The sequence below is a fragment of the bacterium genome, assembly GCA_040755795.1.
In the GTDB taxonomy this organism is placed as follows: Bacteria; UBA9089; CG2-30-40-21; order CG2-30-40-21; family SBAY01; genus JBFLXS01.
In genome coordinates this window covers 1-5,363 of sequence record JBFLXS010000277.1, presented here as the reverse complement: position 1 = coordinate 5,363, position 5,363 = coordinate 1, and the positions used below count along the sequence as shown (strand labels likewise).

The 5,363-nt window shown below is 36.4% G+C and carries 4 protein-coding genes; all 4 read left to right on the top strand.

Annotated elements, in window-relative coordinates; translation table 11 throughout:
- Positions 1 to 105: 105 nt before the first annotated feature.
- The gene (locus tag AB1414_14675) at positions 106 to 1,023 is read left to right on the top strand and encodes a hypothetical protein (protein MEW6608666.1); all 918 of its coding nucleotides are present in this window, start codon (positions 106 to 108) and stop codon (positions 1,021 to 1,023) included.
- A gap of 33 nt (positions 1,024 to 1,056) precedes the next feature.
- Positions 1,057 to 2,850 (top strand): hypothetical protein, encoded by a 1,794-nt coding sequence (locus AB1414_14670; GenBank protein MEW6608665.1) that lies wholly within the window; start codon positions 1,057 to 1,059, stop codon positions 2,848 to 2,850.
- A gap of 179 nt (positions 2,851 to 3,029) precedes the next feature.
- Entirely contained in the window at positions 3,030 to 4,208 is a 1,179-nt protein-coding gene (locus AB1414_14665; GenBank protein ID MEW6608664.1) for a HEAT repeat domain-containing protein, read from the top strand.
- Positions 4,209 to 4,234: 26 nt separating this feature from the next.
- A partial coding sequence (locus AB1414_14660) for an amidase domain-containing protein (GenBank protein ID MEW6608663.1) occupies positions 4,235 to 5,363 on the top strand: 1,129 nt, incomplete at its 3' end.

The window sequence follows — 5,363 nt, the reverse complement described above, 5'->3', positions numbered from 1 at the left end:
AATAGGGCTTCACGAAATTAAAACTAAGTAAAAGTAATGGGTTAATTGGTAACTAATTACCATTCACCAGTTACCAATTACCAAAATTAAGGAGGTAGATTTAAAATGGGTAAAAGAAGTTTAAAGGAAAATTCAAGAGGAACAGGGATTAAGACCATAATGTGTAGTATTGCGGTGATGTGTGTTTTGCTGGGCAGTAGCACTATAGCCCAGGGTATAGAATGGCAATGGCCATGGCTAAAAGCTAAGGAGCAAAAGACAAAGCAGGAACAGGTGGTTAAAAAGAAAAATCTACAACTTAGACCAAAACAAATCGGCACGCCTACTGTCCAGGCATTGCTGGATAAAGTCAAGGCGAATTACCAGAAGATACAAGACCTGAAGGCAGATGTGGCAGTAAAATTAGAGAGTAAACCTCTCCCACCTATGTTCCCAACAGGAGTGTATAGTCAGAAAGAGAAATGGTATTTTAAGGCACCGGATAAGATTAAGGAAGTTCCTCCTAATGAAAAGAGAACAATTATTACGAAAAATAATACCGAGTATACCCTCCACCTAAGATGGGGGAAATGGGAAATTGATTCTGACCCACTTTATTGGTATTATTTATTAGAGCCGGGTAGGTTTGATTTCTACTGGCGGTTGGATGAGATAATGACTAAATTCGATACAAAAGTCATCAGCCACTCAGAAGAAAATATCTGGGTCATTGAGGCTGTGCCGAAAGAAAGTAATCCTGAGGATGATTATAATTATCCTACAGGTGCTACAGTAGAATTATGGATTGATTATAATATGAGTGTTATAAAAAAAATTAATTGTTGGTCTAGGAGGATGGAGCGATACACAGAACAGACAGAAATTACTGACTTTGAATTGATTGACAATATTTGGATTCCAAGAAAATTTGTAAAAATTCAACCTCCTCTTCCTAAATACAGACCAGATGAAACAAGAGAAGAGTATATATTAAGTAATATCCAGATAAACACTGGTATTCCAGATAGTGAGTTTGAATTTTGATTTAAGTATTTGAGTAATTGGAGGTGGTAAGTTATGATTAAAAGGATCACATTAGGTTTAATCTTCACCGTATTATGGTGTAGTAATGCGTTAGCAAAATATCCAGTGTTGATTCTCCCAGGAATCAACAGCACTTCACAAGATATGAAGAATGGATGTCTGGTAAAAACATTGAAAAATGCAGGGATAGATGTATTCACCCTCGCGGATGTAGGTAAAGAGTTTTTGAATCGTGGGCAGGGATTTATCCAGGAGGATGTGAAATTACTTAAGCAGGCAATTGATGAGGTTAAAAAACGAACAGGGAGTGATAAGGTGGATATAGTAGCTTACTCAAGAGGTGGACTGGTTGCTGAACTATATACGATGATGTTTGGTAATCAATATCAATCTACAATGGAGTATACTTATTATGATGTAAATAAAAAGGAGGAAGTCACTAAAACCATCTCCAACATCCCCCGCTACGGCAATGACATCAATCAGATTATTATGCTGGGGACACCAAATAAGGGGAGTTTTTGGGCAGATCGAGTATATGAATTTGTAAAAGAGGCTAAGAAAATCGATGAGATTGCTAATATATTTGGCATTGACCTTCCGGATGCTGATACTGTGGGAATGGAACAATTACGCACTTCGAGTAACTTTATGGACTATTTCTCGCAAAAGGCACTAAATCCTGAAGTTCCTAAAGTCAAATACATTAATCTGGCAGAAGATAGGATAAATAATGGTGATGGAGTAGTATCTTTTGATTCTGCCAAAGGGGTAGGATTACATCAACAATTATTAGAAACTATAGCACTTAGTACCTTAAATATTCCATCTGTCCTTCATACAGATTTATTCAAAAATGTTGGTGTCAAGAAGGAGATATTACAAAAAGAATTTGAAACTACACCTGTTACTGCCAATATCTCTATCTCACCAGAATCACCAGTGCGAGAAGGGGCAATAAGTGTGAAGGTTATTACTTCTGATACATTACTTGGACCACCAACACTTATCTACCAAAAGGGAGGATTTGTAATAGTACCACTACCAAAGGTTGATTTATCTGGTTCGGGGAAAAACTTCTCTGGAAAACACCCTATTTCTAAAGGCGACGATGGTAATGCCAAACTTTATATTAACGAGACAATATCAATTCCGGTAACAATAGCCGATGAAAATTGTCGGGAAGTTCAAGATATTATTCAAGCCCCAATTAGTGGTGAGTATAATTTCCTGGTTGACACCGAGGAACCTGAGGTAACTGCAACCATCCCAGCAAATGGTGAGGTGATTATTGCTGAGGACACGCCTTATACGGTCAATATCTCTGCTACACTTTTTGACCCACCAGTTAATGGCTATGCCTCAGGGATTGATAATTCAACTATAAGATTGGATACCCCACAGGGGACTTTCCATCAAGCATCAGCAGTGAATAAGTTAGACTACGGTGAGTATTCTTGCTCAATTGAGGCAAAGGATAATGCCAATACACCAGGACATGACTTGAAAGGGTCTCCTTATCGCTGGAGTTTTGAGATTGTACCAGCTATTTTTGTTAAAATTCACCCTACCTGGCAAAATTTCACTAACCCAAATGAATCACATACGCATTACATCACTATTACTAACAAAGCAAAGAATAAGTCTTTTACGGCTAATATTGAGATGAAACTTATCAAAGAATCAGGTTGCCTTTCTATTACCCAATATCCTGTATCTACATTAGAATTACCAGCAGATAGTGAGGCAAGTACCTCTTTCGTAGTTAGCTCAGGTGAGGAATTAATACCGGATGATAATTTGATACATCAACTAATAGACGTGTAAATAAGGAATAAGGGGAAAATGAAAAATTGAATTTGACAAATGTTAAAAAATGTGGTATATTAAATATAATAGAAATAGATAGAAATATAGTAGAAATTTATAGAAATTGGTAGTAAAAAAAACAATAAATTCCTATCTATTTCAATTTATTTCAAAATATCTTGAGGAGGTGTTTTTAAATGGTTAAAAAAGTATTAGGGAGTTTGGTGGTTTTAAGTATGGTGATTTGGGGAGGTACAGTGTTACAAGCTATGGGTGGGAAAACGGCTGAAGGTAAAAGTGAAGTGAAAGAAACAAAGGTTAAAATGAGTGAGGCAGAGATTAGACAGTATGAGAAAATGTCTCAGGAAGAAGTAGAGAAATGGTGGAAGGTTAGAAGAGAAGAAATATGGGAACAATTAGTAAAAAGGTATAAAGGTGATGAAAAACAGGCAAAAGTAGAAATGGAATTAATAGAACATTATAGAAAGAAGCTTAAACCTCAAGTGCCTTCTCTTATTAAAAGTGTAAGAAAGGCAATGAAAGATAAAACATTATGCCCTCCAGATTATGAAGATATGAGACTTCTTGACTTAGGACGCGCAGAGGACCCAAGAGGAATACCTGTATTGATTGAGGTGTTAAAAACTTATGAAGTTGCTGAGGCACGAGTCCAGGCCGCTTCTGCTTTAGGGGGGATAAAGGATAAATCTGTTATAAATGCTTTGAAAGAGGCTTTAAATGATGAAAATAAAAAAGTACGTGGCTCTGCATCTTGCGCACTTGCACTTTCAGGAGAGATAGAATTAGTATTACCTCTTTTAATTAAAGCAAAGGCTTTTATATTTCTTAAGGATTTAGGGATAAAAGAAGCTATTCCTGCGATGAAAGCCGCTTTACAAGATAAAGATATAAAGGTGCGTCTAGAGGCAGCTTTGTCATTGATAAATTTAGACCCAGATAATTCAAAGGTATTAATATTTCCTGTTCTAAGAGATGCTTTAAAAGATAACGATAAGTGGATACGAAATGAAGCGTTATGTTGTTTAGCAGAAATAGGAGATAGAGATAAAGAGGCTTTTCACCTCCTAAAAGAGGGAGTAAATGATAAAGATGAATATATTAGGCGGACTACCTTGAGACTATTAGAGAGATTGGGGCGGAAGGGAAATAAAGAAGCAATTTGCCTTATAAAAGAGGGACTAAATGACAAAGATGAATATGTACGAGATGATGCTTTAAAATGTTTAAAGAGATTAGCGAAAGAAGGAAATAAAGATGCAATATCCTCGTTAAAAGAGGCTTTAAAACATGAGAATAGAAATGTTCGAGAAGAATCTAAACAGATATTAGAAAAGATAGAAGAGAAGCCAAAATAAAACATATTATAGGGGGAGATTTTGAAATGATTAAATTCTTTCTCAAACTAAAATACAGTTTACAACAGTGGCTTTGGAGAAATTTTATAGTTGCAGGAATAATTTTTACTTTTGTGCCGTATGGACTTACCTATGATCGGGATAAAGCAGTAAGTTATGCTGAAGATTGGTGGAATACGGATAAAGATGAAGATGGTATTCATACAGATTACAACCATGAGTATAACTATTATAGTATTGCTAATAAATGTCGAGATTGTGCTAATTTTGTATCTCAATGTTTAATAGCAGGTAGGCTTGATTTAAGTGATGGTCCTGGAGCTTTTCTTCAACCTTGTGGAAAGAAAACCATTATTAATTGTGATGATCTTCATACTCATCTTACCAACTCTCAGAATGCTGCTCATAGTAGTGGTAGTGTCCCTCCTGATGACATAGAAGTTGGAGATGTAGTTATCTTTGGAAAACCAAATAATACCTTTGCCCATGCCACTATAGTTGTTGGTGGTAGTGGACAGGATATACAATTGGCTGCCCACTGTACTGATAGATATAGTAGTCCCTTAAGTTTCTTTTTGAATCAATTTACTTTGGTAGCTTACTACCATTTCCCTACGGATTTTGTTGTCTCTGTCCATCCAAGCTGGCAGAATTTTACAGAACCGCATGAATTACATACACACTACATCACAATCAAAAATAATACTAAAGAGTCAAAGACTGCCAAGATAAAAATGAAGCTTATAAAGAAATCAAAATGTCTCTCTCTGACTAAATCTCCTGCTTCTACACTAAATTTACCTGCCAAGGGGGAAGCGTCAACTTCCTTTACCATCACTTCTGGTGAAGAACTTATTCCTGATGATAATCTTATCCATCAAATTATTGTTGATATAGACGGGGTAGAAAGTTCTGCTATCCAGTATGCCAATGGGCAAAATATAGTCACAGACCATCCGGATGAATCTTATGATATTTCAGACCCACGCTACCCAACACCGGCTAAGATAGACTCTGAGGCTGATGTAGGGGTGTATTTGAATGGTTTTGTAGATGGAGTGGCGCATCTGTTAGGCCGATTTAAAGAGCCTGTCTGGTTTATCGATAGAGATTTTGAGCCTTTACCGACAGAAATAAAGGAGAAAGGGAGAAAGA